We start from the raw sequence: 15,237 nt of genomic DNA, 5'->3' as shown, positions 1-15,237 counted from the left end.
GCATTCTTTTTTTGAAATGTAAAAATGTGTTATGGTAATATAGTTAAATCTGATTTGAACACACTTTTTCATCCAAGAAAAGAGGTATTTATGAACACCGTAGAATTAACCAGGCGGCACTGGCTGCTCATCTTTTCACTCGCATTATTAACATTTGTTCTCGGCACAAGCGAATTTGTGATCGTCGGGATCTTAACTGATATATCTTCCAGTCTTCATATAACCAATTCCAAAGCAGGCACGCTTGTTTCTGCCTTTGCGATAACGTTTGCCATTGCGACACCAATCGTCATGTCCATAACCAGCCATTTCCCAAAGCGCAAATGGATGCTGTTCTTGATCGGAGCTTTCATTGTTCTGAACGCGTTTTGCGTTATTTCATCAAGCTACATGCTGCTTCTTGTACTTCGCATGCTGACAGCGATTGTAACAGGCGTTTTAATCTCACTTGCCATGATGGTGGCCAATGAAACCATGCCGGCTGCCAAAAGGAGCCTTGCCATCTCATTTGTTTTTGGCGGCTTTACGCTTGCAAACGTCATTGGTGTCCCAATTGGAACGGTCATTGCGGCTTGGTTTAACTGGAATGCAACGTTCCTGTTAACCACGTTCCTCGGAGGAATTGCTTTCTTAGCTTCCTTTTTCATTTTACCTAATTTGCAAAGCCAATCCCGGAGCTCTATTCGTGACCAATTTTCTTTGCTGGGACACCCGAGAATCCTAATGGCCTTTTTCATACCTTCTCTTGGATTCGGAGCAACCTATGTCGTGTTCACCTACCTTGTTCCACTCCTGAAAGAAATGACAGCGCCGGAGAGCGCCATTAGTCTTATCCTATTTGGCTACGGTTTTATCTCGATCTTCAGCAACATACTTGCCGGCAAGATCGCCAGCCACAACGCGATCGGGCGGCTCCGGTTCGTTTTTCTTGTCCAAGCTATTGTTCTTATAGGTTTATATTGGACGACAAATAGTCTCATTTTAGGATTGATCAACATCGGCCTGATGTCATTGATGGCCATCCTGTTGACCACATCCACTCAGCTTTATCTAATAGACCTTGCTGGTATCTATCAGCCGAAAGCCACAGGCTTGGCAGCTTCACTTATGCCCGTCGCAAGCAACGTCGGGATTGCGTTTGGTTCTGCGGTAGGCGGAATTGTTTACCATCAAGGGGATTTAATGAATGTGACTTGGGTTGGGGGATTAGTGGCGGTTGCTGCGAGTTTGCTGACTTTTGTGAGTTATCGGATGGATCAGAAGGAGAAAGCTGTTAGCAGGAGAGAGAAGCTGCGGATGTCTTGAAGAAATTAAAAAGAAGTACCAAGAACCTTTGTTGGTTCTTTGGTACTTCTTTTTTGGTTTATGGTACCCATCCTTTTATGGCAGGAAGCATCAGAACCGTCCCCATGCATCCCTTTTAGAAGGAAGCACCAGAACCGTCCCTATGCTTCCGTTTTAAATAACTTGCTCTTAAAGAACAAAAACGTTAATCCAACGGTTATGACGAATGTGATCCCCATGCCGGTGAAGTAGGAGCTCCAGTACTTCGGAAAGACTGATAGGAATGACAAGACGCCTCCTACCCCCACAGATGCAGCTTTTACTCCTTGAGCTGCAAGGAACGCACTGCCCACTGCGCTTCCGATCATGACGGCGATGAATGGATATCTGAATCGAAGGTTAATCCCGTAAATCGCAGGCTCCGTTACTCCGAGCCATGCAGATAAGGTTGCCGTTAGGGACACACCCTTCAGCTTTTTATTTTGCTTAATAATAAAGAACATCGTCAGTGCGGCAGCACCTTGGGCCAGTGTCACTGTTTCGCCGATCGGCCATAATGTGACATAGCCCAGTGTACCGGCCATTTGCAGGTTAACGCCAAGGAAAATATGGTGCATTCCTGTGATGACTAACGGCCCTGAGATAAGACCATAGACAGCCCCGGCAAATGCAGGAGAAACTTTGAAGAGATATAAAATTCCGTCTGTTATCCAGGTGGAGCCTGTCATGGTAATCGGTCCAACAATTCCAAACGTTAAAAGACCCGTAAAAACCAATGCAAGCGGTGCCACAAATAGCATTTGGAAATTATCCGGAATGAAACGCTTCAGCTGTTTTTCCGACCACATTAAGATCCATGCTGCCAGAATAACCGGGAGCACCTGCCCTTGATAGCCGATTTTCGCAATGTTCCAGCCAAACAGGTTCCAATACTTAACATCCCCTGGATTTCCCGCGTAATCATAAGCAGACATCAAAGAAGGATGGACCAGCAAGAGTCCCAATACAATCCCCAGCAGCGGACTTCCCCCAAACTTCCTTGAAGCAGACCAGGCTATGAGGACAGGAAGAAATGTAAACGCTGTATTCGCAATGACATTAATAAACTCAGCAAAGCCTGTCCAGCCCGTGTACACATCCAGCAGGGATTTTTTATCGAAAAATATACCGGGATTGGCAAGCAGGTTATTTAATCCTAAAAGCAGACCTGCCGCGACAATTGCGGGCAAAATCGGGATAAAAATATCCGCGAGAACCCTTACAATCTTTTGAAGGACATTTCCTTTTTCGGCGGTAATTTTTTTCATATCATCCTTTGACACTTCATCTGCGCCGGTTTGAGCAACAAACTCGTTGTAAACCTTTTCAACTAAGCCCGGACCAATGATCACCTGAAACTGTCCGCTTGCTTTGAACGTTCCCTTCACAAGTTCATTTGCTTCTAGTGCTTCTGTATTAACTAAACTTTCATCTTTCAAAATCAAACGAAGCCGGGTGACACAATGCGATGCATTGCTGACATTTTCCCCTCCGCCGATATTTTTTATTAAATCAGCAACATTTTCTTTGAATCCCATTATCAAAGCCTCCTCTATAAATCGCTTTCATTTTTAACTTGTTTAAACAAGTTCGATATAGTAAAGTATAAATTGTTATGACAGTATGTCAAGATAATTATGAAATGGAGTGTTGAAGGTTGGATATTCGCGTCACGCCGATGAGCCACTTTGGTTCTTACATGGCACTCACTTTCCAGGAGAGTGAAACCACTCAAAAAAATGGGATTTATATTAATTCAGTTCGGGGAAAATCGAAGCACCATCAGAATGCCCTCAAAATCATCCCTACAGTAAACGGGATTCCTGTTGAATATACTTATAAAGCTGATGAATTTCACATCTCTCTTACCTTTGATGGCGGAGAGCTGCAGCTGTGCTTTGAAGATTCGGAGAGAATTTTTGTAAAAGGCAGCGGTGAAAATGTTGTGCTTACCCTTGATACCCAGCCCGTCTTCAACTTTGAATATAACTATCTATTAGGAAATACCGGCGAAGAATTCTGTATTGTGAACAGCTACAAAAATTTAACCAAATACATGATTTTCGCACCAAACGGCTCTGTAAGCCTGCAGCAGGATGTATCGATGGATCCAGTAGGGAGTATGGGTAAGGCAAATAATCTGTCGAGCATAAGAATAGCTGCCAATCATGATTGTGAAAGCTTTTTATGTGTCATTGAAGATGTGCCAACCAATGGAGGTGTTCCGGAAAAAAGAGACTACTCTTTTGAAGCGGCACTGGAGAAAAGCACGCTGCATTTTCAGGAGTTTTTATCCACGCAGCCGCCAGTTCCGGCAGGATACGAGCAAACCTTGAGAGAAGCCGCTTACTTAAACTGGTCCTGCATCGTCAATGCACAGGGTCTTCTGAAAAGAAAAGCCATGTATATGTCGAATGCGAATTTCCCTGGTGTATGGAGCTGGGACAATGCCTTCAACGCGCTTGCTCTGGCAGGGGTTGACGATGAACTCGCCTGGGATCAAATTCAGCTGCTGTTCGATCATCAAGATGATAAGGGACAAATTCCCGGCTCAATCAGCGATTCAACCATCCGCTGGAATTTCTCCAAACCGCCTGTTCAAGGGTTATTCGTCTTAAAGATGATGGAGAAAATGACGCTTTCCAATGATCAATTGGAAACAGTATTTTCCCAAATGAAAAAGCATGTACAATTCTATCTTAAATACAAAGATTACAATCAGGACGGCATTTGCGAGTACCATCACGGCAATGATTCGGGGCAGGATAACAGCACCGTTTTCAGAGATGCCCAAATCATTGATTCGCCAGATTTAACAGCCTTCCTGATCAAATCAATGGACATGCTGGCTGTTGTTGCTGGAAAGCTGAACCGTCAGCAGGATCAGAAGTATTGGGAAAAAGAAGCCAATATATACACAGAGAAATTCTGTGATTACTTCCTGGTGGATGACCTGCCAACCGCTCGTTTTACAAAGGACCAAAAAGCGATAGAAAGCCAATCCATCCTGCCGCTCATATCCATCATACTCGCGAACAAACTGCCGGAGGCTGCAAAAGCCAAAATGATCAGTGTCTTGAGCAGCGAGCAGTATTTAACGGAATGGGGCATTGCTTCAGAAGCCCTAGACAGTCCGCTGTATGAAGAGGATGCGTACTGGAGAGGGCCGATTTGGGCACCGACTACTCTTCTTTTCGCAGAAGCTTTAGAAGAATGCGGTGAAGAGGAGCTGGCCGCAGAAATCGCCCAAAAATTCCTGAAGCTTTGCAAAAAAAGCGGATTTGCGGAAAACTTCCATGCTGAAACGGGAGAAGGATTAAGAGACCTTGCCCATACATGGACCTCCAGTGTTTTTATCCATTTCGCAGGAAAACTCGCAAAATAACAGAAAAAGTGTACGAGCATGAACGTCTCGTACACTTTTTTTATCTGCGCTGCGTCTTATCAAAAAAGACAAAATTTTGAGGAGTGTGCCTTGATTGAGTATGCTCAAACATGATGCCGTCTGCATTAAAAATGTGACTCGTCACAACCACGACACTGTTAAATCCATCAAGCTTCAAATACTTTTCATCCAGCTCTGTTGTGCGTTCCACCACCATTTTACGCTTGGCTGTAACCGCTCTCTCATTTCGTTCATTAGACAGATACCCATAAATCGAGTCCTCCGCGATCTCGACTGTCAGCTCCTTCACGATATCCTTCCGGAAATAGTTATAATCCATAATCACCGGCTCGCCCTCTAAATGACGAACCCGCTTGATATGATACACCTCAATACCGACTGGAAACAGCGTATGCTGATGTAGAGCTTCATCCACCGTCAGCTCTTCAAATACAATCACTTTCGTTTCATGCTTCTTATGATTTCGAAGCGCAAACTCTTTGAACGATTCCGTATCCCCAAACATGTACTCATTCTTAATGAATTCCTGATAAATCACCCGTGCACCCTGCCCATGCTTCGTCTGCACATACCCGTCACTCACAAGATTCCCAACCGCTCTCCGCACCGTATTCCGCGAGCAATCATATTCTTTCACAAGCGTATTCTCGGATGGAAGCAATTGCTGATACTCATAAACGTTTTTTTCAATTTTTTGCTTTAAATCTTCATATATCTCTATATATTTTGTTTTTGGCATGGATTCCTCCTGTGTTCCTTTGGACCGTTTGCTGCTTTATTTTTATTATGTAGATCGTATCATATTTTTGGAAGCGGGGGGATGGTTCTTGGAAGCAGAGGGACGGTTCTCGTGCTTCCTTTTACGAGGGACAGATCATTGTCCCGTATTTCGAACATAGGAAGTATAAATAAAGGAGATCTCGATTTCAATCGAGATCTCCTTTATTATGTGTGAAGGAACCTGTCCAATAAACAGGCCTTAATCCTTACCCCCAATAGGGAGCTAGCCGTTCCAGTCCGGGGAGATATTACGAGAAGGTTTAAACGCATTGCCTGTAATCAAAGGACTCAGTGTGAGTTAAATTTGCCTACTCTTTAGGCAAGTCAAGTGCTTGGTATGCCAGTTGATACTTTCCTCCTTCGGCAACTTCTGAATGGTACAAAGCCTTGAGAGCAAAGTTTTTCTCTAGCTTATGTTCTTCCATCAACTCTTTTAAACGCATTTGCAATTCTTTATTGTCTTTAACCAGCTGTTTCATTTGTGATTTAGTAAACTTCATGGTGCTGACTCCTTTCTGATCAAAGATTACTGCCCAAAGATTATGGATTTCTTTTAAAAGGTCCTTACAGTCTTTTTTCAGCGCAGGATACCATATTATTTGACCTTGCAAAAGAGTCAGGATCTGTCCCCTCTTCAGGGAGAAGTGGCTGCCGGGAAACGGAGTGAATATTAAAGGGAACGAAAAGTAAAGTGACGGGCCTAGCGACCGTCCCTGTGTAATTTAATCCCTTCTGAAATCAAGGAGGATTTCCACATTATAATCTGAAAAGCAAGAACAAAAAGCTGAATGTCCTCTCTACTGATCTCTTCTACTACGATGTGTTAATTTTTTATCAACTTTACATCCATATATCCATATTAGAGTTACAAAGCTGTAGAACAATAAGCTCCTAAGTGCTTTTGAAAACTATCAGTAGCAATTAGTTATTTTCACTAATTAGTTGATACATTAGTAGAATCCATAAATGGAATGAATCCATTTTAAATAAATCATATGATAATAAGTTGTTAACGATAATTCCCAAAAACCAAATAAGCTTCCTTTGTTTGTTAAATAAATACCTTTTTAGCCGTTTTCCCAATTACATTAGTTCCTATACCATCTACAGCTCCCCCAATAACTCCTCCAACAAGAGGTACAGCCTTTCCTAAATTCACAATTCCTTTCTGTCCAAATTTTGTAATAAGCCTAAAACCAACAGCTTTATTTATTGTTTTTATTATCTCTACTGGCATTCTTTTAATAGCTTCTTTAGCCATAGATGTACCTATTTTTATTCCTGCCTGCTTTAATATATCCGAAGCAGCTTGCCCTGTTAGACAAACAAAAACAAAAGTTTTAACTTGATCATCCTTTAAGTCATACCCTCTCAAATGAGCAATTGTAGCAATCATTCTAATTTGCACGTACATTACAGATGCAACATTTGCAGGAATAGTAACAGGTAGTGTAACAAGTCCACCTAATCCTGAGAGAAAGCCACTCGTTGCTCCCTTAGCATTTTGCCAGCGTATTAAGTTATCAATCGCTTTTTCAACTGATGAGCTTTTCTTTAAATAACTTTCTGCTAGCTCTGCTGCGGTTTTGGTTCCAGGTAATCCATCGACTGCTTTTTCATATGCCCAATCTAATATTTGAGTCACTTTACTCTCAGTTAAACTATTTGATGGCAAGATAATCTCCCCTAATATGGAATTATTAAATTTTGGATATTATGAGCTTGAACGCTTCTAGTCTATCACAAATGATAAATATCCCAAATTATTGAAAAACCTTACCCTTAACGCTTACTTTAAACCCATTTATTAAATGGGAGTATTAATGTAAAATTTTAGTAAAATGAATATTTGTGAGCTAGTCTTTTTTCTTTTACTTATGATAAGGCTCACCGTGATGTGTCTAAGTGAGGTTTTTTCCATCAGAAGTACTAAGACCCGAATTGCTTTTTATACTCTTCAAACACTGGCTCTGTTAAAATTACATTCTCCGGCACACCTGACCATACATAGAAGCTAGATTCAGGAAATACACCTTGTGAAGAAATTAATGATTCAAATTCATTCTGCACTCCAGTTTCTTTAGCCATTTCACCTAAAATACTAATTGTATCTGTATAGAAAAAACCTGTTCTTAAACGTCCTTTTGACCTTTCAAGGCCAAAAGTTTCTATAACACTCAACCCTCCGTTTGCTTTACTTTGGGCCCACTTCTGTAGATTTCTAGAAGAAGCAAATATTTCATTTACCGCATTTGATGAAACAACCCATTTCCAAGCATCACTAAGAGTTCTTAAATTCCCACGCCCGCTTAAAGCCTCGCAAATATATACAAAAAGCCTAATTGTAAGTACCGCGTTCCTAAAGACATTAACTGGAATTAAAGTGCCGAGGATTGCCTTTGCTCCATTTCGGTGAAGCAAATCAGTAACTGTTACCGCTCCAGCGCCACGTGGTGCTACATGACATGCACTTAATACCACAATAGGTGGAACTTTTATTTCATCATCAGTAGCAAACCATAATTCATTCCCAATCCATAGTCCTGAAACATTTTGTTTATCATCATAATATCCATGTGCCGAGATGACCAAAATATCTGCATCGGAATTTGTTGCTAGAAATTTTTTCAGTTCTAAGATATCCTTTATTTCTGAATACGATACATTAACATTTTGATTAGACTCCAGCATATCTATCGCCATCTTCCATGCATTATCAGAAGCATTTCTTATACCGTCATCTGGTAGTAAACATTCGGCAATCACAACTTTAAATCCTTTTCCAATATAAATTTCACCCACTCGAGGAAGCTCCATTTGAAGAGCACGAGTTAATGGAGTTAGAGATTTATAAGAAATAGGTTTTATACAACACAAAGGGTCATCGTATCCAGGTAATACAGCGATTCCAATTGGAAAATCAGTAAATGCTGTTATATGAGAAGCTCTGCTTATTATCTTTAAAGCCTCATCTCCCAAATGAGATGATAAGATTTTTCCAATCTTCTTCATAGAATTCCATACGTATTTATTAGATATATTAGTTGCCTGACAATGTGATTCTAATTGATTTAATTCAATAAATATCTCCTTAGGTAAATAACCACCATCAAGCCAATATCCATTCCTAGCTGCAGCTCTGTGAATACCTAGTATATCGACTACACTTTTTTCATTATCTTCTAATTTATTGTCTTTAGTATTACGTGGTCTATGGCGATTAGCTGTTCCTGTAAGAGTAATTACTATGGGAACTGTTGTTTGAAACTTTTGTTTGTCGTTTACTTTAATCCACTCTTCTTCAGTGGGTGAAAAATTTTGTTCTTTTTCAAAATAAACCATTGTATTTATCAACGAATGAAGTTGAATGGTTTGGAAAAATACACCTTTTTTAGAAAAGTTATTTTCTTTTAGTGATTCAAATATATTATCAAAAGCACCTAACTGGTTTGCATTATAAGACAGCGGAATTGTAGATTTAGCCTTATCACGTAGAAGTTTTGGCTTCGAATTGAGCGGGTTGTTTCGACCATCAAGCTTATTCATTAATTTAGTAATGGTTGCCCAATGATAGGATAAGGTTTCATCTGACAATTCAGTCAACTTAATGTGCCCTAAAGGTGGTTCATACTTTGTAGTGATTTTCTCGGCATTTTCGGTGAAATCATCTTCACTAATAAATAGTGTCGGAGGATAATTTAACCACATTGGACTCTTGGCCACTTCTGATAAAATATAAGATGGAATAAGAATTATACTGTGTGGTACTTCATATCCCTTTTCTATTACTTTTGGGGGCAAATCCAAAGTATCTAAACCATTCCGTGGCAGGTGCAAACAATACTCAATTGCAGGAAGCACATTTTGTAATTCAGGGTCAAACCCATGTATGGCATCCTCATAGATTTTTGTAAACGGCTGGTCAGTTATAGGCAAATATTTTTCTGATGGTTTTTCTGCATTAAAAATCACATAATAATTCAAATAAAAACTTTTCATATGTGAAATATTCATGAGTTCTGGATTCTCCTATTCTTAAACTCCAGTAAGGTTCGGCTCAATCAACGAACCTGCCACTTAAGATTATTTATTCCTTAAAATAAACTATCTTTAAAAAGTGAGCTTTATTTTTTTCCTAAACTATAATAATTACTCTTTAAAACCTTAAATCTAATTATGTTCTTAAAAAGGAACCTAATCTCCATTGATTCCACTGATTCTTTTTTTCTGCTCTCCCAGGAGCAACACAAAAGTCATTTATTACCGTAGCATCTCCTGAATAATCAAATGGAAGTGAATCTTTATTTTGATTTACATATTGAGCAATATACTTACGGGCAGCAGTTATACCTGATAAATCGTCTTGTAATAGCTCAATCTTATTATTATAGACTTTATCTACCTTATATGGTTTATGTGACTTACTACCTGTTATAATAAAATAAAGTTCGTCACTCTTATTTATATGACGTATAATTTCTTTAGGCATACCTGACGAACGCCTCTTGGACCTGAATTTGTTTTTTAATATTAAGAAATTTTGTAATAGATAACGAAGAACTTCATCATCAGTTTTAATCTCTTCCAAACTCTCCATAATATTATCCCATGTAAGACGAATAACTTGAACATCTTCCTTACCTATCAATCTTTTATGTGCTGATATTTGTCCCTCATCTAAAACTCCTCTTATTTTGAATTCAAAAAGTATATTGAAATTTTCTCCACAAATCCATGCATCTGGTATTGACCCGGAATTATCCTCTAATTCTGAATGAGGTAAACCACTTTTATATGGAGCAATACCAATAACAAACTCATACTCTTTTTGTGGTTGGGGACAAAATTTCTTTCTAGTATGTATAGACAAGGAAGTATGTTGAAAATCAAGAGATTCCTGCGGAATTAATTCCTTAAGAAACTGAGGTAAAATTAACTGGTTTTTATAATCTAAGATACACATTAGTATGTGTGTATAATGGTCTTCTTCTTGTCCCTGATACTGAAAGATGTTCAATCTTTTGCCTCCTAAACATTGAATTTCCTTTGAAAATTTACAATGGAATTTATAACCATCGACTTTAAGCATTTAAAATGGAGAAGATGGAAATAGACTGTAAATCTTTCATAGTTTCTTCGCCCATGTCTATTCAACTTAATACATATAAGTTGAACTTAAATAGTATTCAATCCACATATTTTTTTCTTTACTGAACTGCAGCCTTACTCAGCAACAGAGGCATCTATTATATTAATTACATGACTAGCAAATTCTTCTGTCAGCTGAATTTTATCTAATCCAAACATTAACCCATTAAGGTTTTTCCCCTTATTATTTTTCGTTATAGGTGCAATAAAATCGTATGAAGCTTGTATGCTTGAAATTGTATTATCAAAAGTATTCCATCTTTGACTATAAGCTGGACAAAGGTTCCTACCTTTAACTTCCCAAGGCCATCTGCTAGACGTCCCTTCCAAATAATAAGGACCTTCAATAACTTCAAAGTAACCTAACAACTTAGTCGTTCCCACACCGTAGCATATGAGAATATCTCCTACTCTTACAGAAGTAGGTTTCTTCTTAGAGAAATGAAGCTCTTGTATATCTGTCGATAGTCTCCTCTGCTCAGAAAAGGGCTCGTCCGATACTCCAACGGGCTTAATAAAGTAACGTTTATCAGATGTAACTGTATGCTTTCTTTTTTTCAGTATATCACTGACAGTTAAACTTATTTTTGGTTCTTTAGACATAGGAGTCGCTTTAGAAAAGGCATCTATCTTTTTTATTATTTCTTCTAATTCTGTAGTAGTTAATACTCTGCTTTCAACACTATTGATTTCACTAATTAATTTTAATAAATGATTACTATCGTCAATTAGAACGCCCCATTCATGATTAGTTTCTAATCCAGAATTAGTAAAATTAGCAGAAGTAATAATACCTTGGAGTGGTACTCCTGATTTCAAAGATACATAGATTTTTCCATGCAACTTATTGTCAATACGGACGTTGAAACTTATATTATTTCTTTGGCAATTCACGCCAAAGGAATAGAGTGAGTTTGATTTTTTTAATAAATCAGGACTATTATCTTTTAGTGTAGTTATCAACGAAATATGTCTGATATCCCTATCGTTTAGGTCTCTAAAAAAATCATCAAATGACTCCATGAGGAATGGACTTATTATCATAAGCTCATCTGCATTTAAGAGAATTTTTTTAACTTCAATATAATGGCTAGAAAAAATATTATTTAATAGTTTCATAATCTCCCTCACCTCACATAGAGCTGTAACAATTTACCTATTTTAGTATACATTAATTAATTTTTGCTTTCTATGAATAGTAAGGGAGAATTTGACTTTCTTTTACACTCTCAAATAGTAATGTAATTGTATATCTTCTAACTGAGAAATTCCTATTCTCAAACACAAGTAAGAATTTAGTTGTATTTCTTCAACATATTCAAGTTCTAATCTATTTTGTAACAGTAAGTCTAATTCTTTAGAATCCTCAACTATTAATATTGCTTGATGATTTTCAAGAAGAAATTCTTCAATCCTTTCACCATTACTTAGATACTCGTATAGGTGAGAAAACTCACTGCTTAGGTAGTTTAACAATTCATCTGGTATATCTCCTGCAAGGTTATTAAGGTCTGTCAAACATTGAATCCTTTTCATCAACGATAACTCCTTGAAGGATTCTGTGTAAGCTCTGATACTAAACAAGCTACAATTCCAACCACTGTTCCCATTAAAAAGTATTGCATTATAATTCCCCCCTTTATTTTTCGGCTATTGTTTTCTTCACATACACATAGATGGATACGCCAAACGCCACACCTGCTTTAAAAAGGTCAATTGGTGTCATGAACTCACCTCCTTTACCGTAAAATAAAACACGAAAATAGAGACGAAAACTCTTAATAGAGCAAACCTCTCTGACTTTTAAGCGTATTGATTGTCTTACCTTTCCAGCTGCCAATTCTTCATACGAAGCTAATAGGCTTAACAAGTTCACCATCTTTCAACAGACCAATTCCGATATCCTTCAAACCATGCTTATCCTGTAATAAGTACACAACGTTTGATGCACCGCCATCGTAGAAGAATACCCAACATGTTAGTTCTGGTTTGTTTTCATCTGGAATAGTAGCCTTAACCTCTTCATTGCTTATGTCATCTACTGAAAGAGTTCTAACGTCCGCTTTCCAGTCCTTCCAAGCTAATTGTGGGTGATGCTCCTCCATGTAATTCCTGAATACATTAATAACGCTCATAGGTAATTTGCTCCTTTTTATAGGTTAATTAAAATAGAAAAAGGGGGAGAGAACTCATCCGTAATAGATGAATCCTCTCCCCCTTTAAAGGTGAAGTGATTTGCAACTTCTTTATTGAGTTGTATTTGTATCGTATCAATCTTTCGGTCCTCACTGATGGTGATTTGACGGATGAGCAGGTGCATCAGCCTTTTCCTCTGCTCTCTGGTCAATGACTCTTGATAGGCACTTTTGAAGTTCTGCATGACCTGTTTGACCATTGAAAAGTTTATAAGCTGTGTACCACCTTCCCCCATTTGTAATTCAATTGGGGATAGTCTTTCTTCAAGTCGTTCCTTTTCTTCATTCAAAGTGGATAGCCGCTGCACAAGGTCTGCTTTTTGAATCAAATCATCTTCGTACAAACCAAGGACTTTCTCTTTCTTTTGTTGATTAGATTCTAGTGCCTTTTTCAAGGTCTCATATTCGTGCTGAAGCGGAGAAGAATCTCGTTCTTTCTTGTTATTAATACGTTCAACAATTTGCTCTATAAGCACATCACTTGTTGCTATGTTTGATAGCTTTTCAAGTACATAAGGGTCTGCATAATCCGTCCTTACTCCATTCGAGCGACAAACCGCTGAACCTTTGTTCTTCCAAGCTCCACATACATAATACTCCAGAACCTTTTTTATTCCGTCCTTGAGTGTATTCGTTGTCCTGCCAATTACCATTCCTGCCCCACATGCAGGACACTTCATGATACCAGTGAGAGGGAACTCGCCGTCATGTATCCGGTTAGGCTTGCCGCTTCTGCTCGCCATGATATTTTTTGCTTTTTCCCATGTTTCTTCTGATATGATGGCTTCGTGCTGCCCCTTTTCAATTACAGGGTGAGGATTGATATTGTTTCTCCTCTTCTCGTTCCAATCTCTCCGGACATTGTAACGAATAAATCCTGCATAAAGGGGATTGCTTAAAATCGTTTTTACCCCGTTGATGGAGAAGTCTTTGTTCTTTTTTGTCCGATGTCCTTCATTGTTGAGTTTGTTTGCGATGGATTTGTAACCATTCCCCTCAACGTAAAGGTCAAATACCTTTCGGACCGTTTGCGCTTCTGTTGGATTAACAACAAGTGTTGAGAGTTTTCTCTTACGGTTTTCTCCTGGAGCACTCACAACATCATAACCAAGAACCTGCCCGCCATTCCACGACCCTTCTTTAGCTCTTGCTAACATCCCCATTTTTACGTTTTGAGCGATATTATCTCGTTCAAATTCTGCAATAACTGCCAACATACGGAACTGCATTTTTCCAGCAGGAGTTGCTGTTTCATAGTTTTCAGTATATGAGCGAAAAACAATATTTTTCCCTTCAAGTTCTTCAACAATATTCAGCAAGTCTTTCGTCTTTCGAGAAAAGCGATTCACCTTCCAAACAAGCACTAATTCAAAGTCTTTACTATTGGCATCATGTAGTAGTTGTTGCAAAGCAGGTCGTCCCTTAATATTTTTTCCACTTTTACCCCTATCCACGTATTCCTTATGGACAACATAACCTTCTCGCTCGCACATTTCCCTTAGTACTCGGACCTGTTCATCAATACTGTAGCCTTCCTCTGCCTGTTCCAATGTGGAGACTCGAGCATAGATAGCTGCTCTTTTCTTTGTTCCAGTCCGGCTGAATTGGTCAAGCTGGTCATCGAGCTGTCTCGCATAGTTCGGCATCAAGTTCACCCCCTTTTTTGTTTTCATCTTCAATTGACCAACGTGCCACCAGTGACAGCGGAATCCCTTGCATGGCTGCTAACCTTAAATGTCTCGTATTGAGTAATTTGCACATGTACTCAAACACTCTCAATCCTTCTCCTGTGGAAGTGTCGAAAGGTTCCGTTACTGAACAAATTTCCACCCCATATCTTGCAAGCTCTCTTTCTATTTTTTGAAGTTCTTCCCCATCAGAAGAAAGCGTAAATACATCCCAAACAAGGACTACTCCGAACAAACCTTCAGCAGCATCCTTCATCATTTGCTTCAATACCTTTCTTCTTTTCTCATGAGATTCCAAGCTTGGTTCCCAGTAGACTCTACTGACTTGATATCCAACCCGCTCACACTTGTCTTTTAAGACCTGGACGTCTCGATGAGTTCTGTACCCCTCGGGTTGGGTCCACGATGTATTTCTTGTGTAAATTACAATCTTGTCTTGGTTCTGCTGTGCAGTATCATCCCTACTTATCATTGGAACTTCCTCCTTTGGGGTGTTTTGTAAGATATTCTGTGACCATTTCTGCTAACATGTCTAAAAGATTTTGATATTCGTAAGTAGAATCTCCTTTTTCGTTCATTGCAAGCTCTCCTCGTCGTAGTAATAATATATATTTCATTTCTTTGTAAGAAAGTGGGGGGAGGGGTGGTTAGCTAAAACAAAACTTTTTTCATTGGGTTTTAAACTTTTGGTATTGTG

Annotated in this window: 13 protein-coding genes and 1 pseudogene; 3 read left to right on the top strand and 11 right to left on the bottom strand. The window is 38.9% G+C overall.

The annotated features are described in order from the left end of the window. Positions 1-90 precede the first annotated feature (90 nt). Positions 91-1,305: an MFS transporter gene (locus LRR81_RS13945; RefSeq protein WP_231789990.1), complete on the top strand. Its 1,215-nt coding sequence runs from the start codon at positions 91-93 to the stop codon at positions 1,303-1,305. A 140-nt stretch (positions 1,306-1,445) separates the two neighbouring features. On the opposite strand, the gene LRR81_RS13940 is transcribed toward LRR81_RS13945, so the two are convergent. Further along, positions 1,446-2,861 (bottom strand): PTS transporter subunit EIIC, encoded by a 1,416-nt coding sequence (locus LRR81_RS13940; protein WP_231789989.1) that lies wholly within the window; start codon positions 2,859-2,861, stop codon positions 1,446-1,448. Between the two features lie 119 nt (positions 2,862-2,980). Here LRR81_RS13940 and LRR81_RS13935 point away from each other — a divergent pair, with 119 nt between their 5' ends. Beyond that, a complete protein-coding gene (locus tag LRR81_RS13935) occupies positions 2,981-4,708 on the top strand; it encodes an amylo-alpha-1,6-glucosidase (RefSeq protein ID WP_231789988.1) in 1,728 nt (575 codons plus the stop codon). A 40-nt stretch (positions 4,709-4,748) separates the two neighbouring features. Here the strand turns inward: LRR81_RS13935 and LRR81_RS13930 are convergent, their stop codons facing one another. After that, complete coding sequence (locus LRR81_RS13930; protein WP_231789987.1) at positions 4,749-5,468, bottom strand: UTRA domain-containing protein; 720 nt, start codon at positions 5,466-5,468, stop codon at positions 4,749-4,751. A gap of 234 nt (positions 5,469-5,702) precedes the next feature. Between LRR81_RS13930 and LRR81_RS21435 the strand changes: the two are divergent. Beyond that, positions 5,703-5,780 (top strand): annotated as a pseudogene (locus LRR81_RS21435) (DEAD/DEAH box helicase); the annotation flags it as partial. Positions 5,781-5,817: 37 nt separating this feature from the next. Here the strand turns inward: LRR81_RS21435 and LRR81_RS13925 are convergent. The 9 genes from LRR81_RS13925 to LRR81_RS13885 form a co-directional block, all read right to left on the bottom strand. Then, positions 5,818-6,009: a hypothetical protein gene (locus LRR81_RS13925; RefSeq protein WP_231789986.1), complete on the bottom strand. Its 192-nt coding sequence runs from the start codon at positions 6,007-6,009 to the stop codon at positions 5,818-5,820. 551 nt (positions 6,010-6,560) lie between these two features. Continuing rightward, positions 6,561-7,184: an EcsC family protein gene (locus LRR81_RS13920; RefSeq protein WP_231789985.1), complete on the bottom strand. Its 624-nt coding sequence runs from the start codon at positions 7,182-7,184 to the stop codon at positions 6,561-6,563. Between the two features lie 254 nt (positions 7,185-7,438). Next, on the bottom strand, positions 7,439-9,523 hold the full coding sequence (locus tag LRR81_RS13915) for a CHAT domain-containing protein (RefSeq protein ID WP_231789984.1): 2,085 nt from the start codon (positions 9,521-9,523) through the stop codon (positions 7,439-7,441). Between the two features lie 160 nt (positions 9,524-9,683). Further along, complete coding sequence (locus LRR81_RS13910; RefSeq protein ID WP_231789983.1) at positions 9,684-10,526, bottom strand: hypothetical protein; 843 nt, start codon at positions 10,524-10,526, stop codon at positions 9,684-9,686. A gap of 206 nt (positions 10,527-10,732) precedes the next feature. After that, positions 10,733-11,776, bottom strand: a complete 1,044-nt coding sequence (locus LRR81_RS13905) for a restriction endonuclease PLD domain-containing protein (RefSeq protein WP_231789982.1) — start codon at positions 11,774-11,776, stop codon at positions 10,733-10,735. Between the two features lie 102 nt (positions 11,777-11,878). Continuing rightward, complete coding sequence (locus LRR81_RS13900; protein ID WP_231789981.1) at positions 11,879-12,193, bottom strand: hypothetical protein; 315 nt, start codon at positions 12,191-12,193, stop codon at positions 11,879-11,881. Between the two features lie 308 nt (positions 12,194-12,501). Beyond that, on the bottom strand, positions 12,502-12,792 hold the full coding sequence (locus tag LRR81_RS13895; RefSeq protein ID WP_231789980.1) for a hypothetical protein: 291 nt from the start codon (positions 12,790-12,792) through the stop codon (positions 12,502-12,504). A gap of 17 nt (positions 12,793-12,809) precedes the next feature. Continuing rightward, positions 12,810-14,498 carry a recombinase family protein gene (locus LRR81_RS13890; protein ID WP_231789979.1) on the bottom strand — a complete coding sequence of 563 codons (1,689 nt, stop codon included), beginning with the start codon at positions 14,496-14,498 and terminating at the stop codon, positions 12,810-12,812. Next, positions 14,470-15,012: a recombinase family protein gene (locus LRR81_RS13885; RefSeq protein WP_231789978.1), complete on the bottom strand. Its 543-nt coding sequence runs from the start codon at positions 15,010-15,012 to the stop codon at positions 14,470-14,472. The genes LRR81_RS13890 and LRR81_RS13885 overlap by 29 nt, the downstream gene beginning before the upstream one ends. Between the last annotated feature and the right edge of the window lie 225 nt (positions 15,013-15,237).

Origin of the sequence: Metabacillus kandeliae, assembly GCF_021166585.1 — a bacterium.
Classification (GTDB): domain Bacteria; phylum Bacillota; class Bacilli; order Bacillales; family Bacillaceae; genus Metabacillus_B; species Metabacillus_B kandeliae.
The sequence above is the reverse complement of the archived record's forward strand: the minus strand, read 5'-3'. Positions and strand labels throughout refer to the sequence as shown.

Bases quoted from the DNA above. Each gene is read 5' to 3' on its own strand.
- LRR81_RS13945 (WP_231789990.1), top strand. From the start codon at position 91: ATGAACACCGTAGAATTAACCAGGCGGCACTGGCTGCTCATCTTTTCA.
- LRR81_RS13940 (WP_231789989.1), bottom strand. From the start codon at position 2,861: ATGGGATTCAAAGAAAATGTTGCTGATTTAATAAAAAATATCGGCGGA.
- LRR81_RS13930 (WP_231789987.1), bottom strand. From the start codon at position 5,468: ATGCCAAAAACAAAATATATAGAGATATATGAAGATTTAAAGCAAAAA.
- LRR81_RS13925 (WP_231789986.1), bottom strand. From the start codon at position 6,009: ATGAAGTTTACTAAATCACAAATGAAACAGCTGGTTAAAGACAATAAA.
- LRR81_RS13915 (WP_231789984.1), bottom strand. From the start codon at position 9,523: ATGAATATTTCACATATGAAAAGTTTTTATTTGAATTATTATGTGATT.
- LRR81_RS13905 (WP_231789982.1), bottom strand. From the start codon at position 11,776: ATGAAACTATTAAATAATATTTTTTCTAGCCATTATATTGAAGTTAAA.
- LRR81_RS13900 (WP_231789981.1), bottom strand. From the start codon at position 12,193: ATGAAAAGGATTCAATGTTTGACAGACCTTAATAACCTTGCAGGAGAT.
- LRR81_RS13895 (WP_231789980.1), bottom strand. From the start codon at position 12,792: ATGAGCGTTATTAATGTATTCAGGAATTACATGGAGGAGCATCACCCA.
- LRR81_RS13890 (WP_231789979.1), bottom strand. From the start codon at position 14,498: ATGCCGAACTATGCGAGACAGCTCGATGACCAGCTTGACCAATTCAGC.
- LRR81_RS13885 (WP_231789978.1), bottom strand. From the start codon at position 15,012: ATGATAAGTAGGGATGATACTGCACAGCAGAACCAAGACAAGATTGTA.